Genomic DNA, 652 nt, shown 5'->3' on the forward strand with positions numbered 1-652 from the left:
AGTTGGTCGCGCCAGTCCGGCGCGAAGTACGACGGCGGGTACACCAGGCTGGTCGACGACGTCGACACCACGTTGATGCCCGCCCGTAGCAGCCGCAGGTAGTCGGGCACCGCTGCGCCGTCGCGTTCGGGACCGCTCGCGGCGTAGACGACGGCGTCGGGCGCCAGCGCGATCAGCACGTCGGCATCGTCGGTGGCCGTCACGCCCAGCGGCCCGATGCCGGCCAGCTCACCGGCGTCCTTGCCGACCTTGTCGGGCGAATGCACCCACACGCCGACCAGGTCGAGGTTGGGGCGCCGTTGAATGGCGCGGATGGCGATCGATCCGATGCCACCCGTCGCCCAGACCACTACGCGATGAGTCGTCATCCTGTTCCTCCTCGAGTGCGCGTGCCGAAAGGCGAGACGGCCGTTGCCTTTAAATCGCTAAGAAAGTGCACACTATCCTAAAGAACAAATCTTAGGTTAACCTGCAGCTGATGTACACGCTCAGGTTCGACACGCGTGCCCCGGCCCGGGCCGGGAGGCCCTGGCGAACCAGTAAGGAGAGTGCTCATGCGCATCGTCGTCTGGTCCACCGGGGGAGTCGGGAAGATCGCGATCGACGCCATTCGCCGGCGACCCGACCTGGAACTCGTTGGCGTGTGGGTGCA

Annotated in this window: 1 pseudogene; it reads right to left on the minus strand. The window is 66.1% G+C overall.

Annotated elements, in window-relative coordinates:
• A pseudogene (locus A9X00_RS27320) lies at nucleotides 1-368 on the minus strand (dihydrodipicolinate reductase); the annotation flags it as partial.
• Between the last annotated feature and the right edge of the window lie 284 nt (nucleotides 369-652).

Source organism: Mycobacterium sp. 1245805.9 (genome assembly GCF_001672915.1).
Classification (GTDB): domain Bacteria; phylum Actinomycetota; class Actinomycetes; order Mycobacteriales; family Mycobacteriaceae; genus Mycobacterium.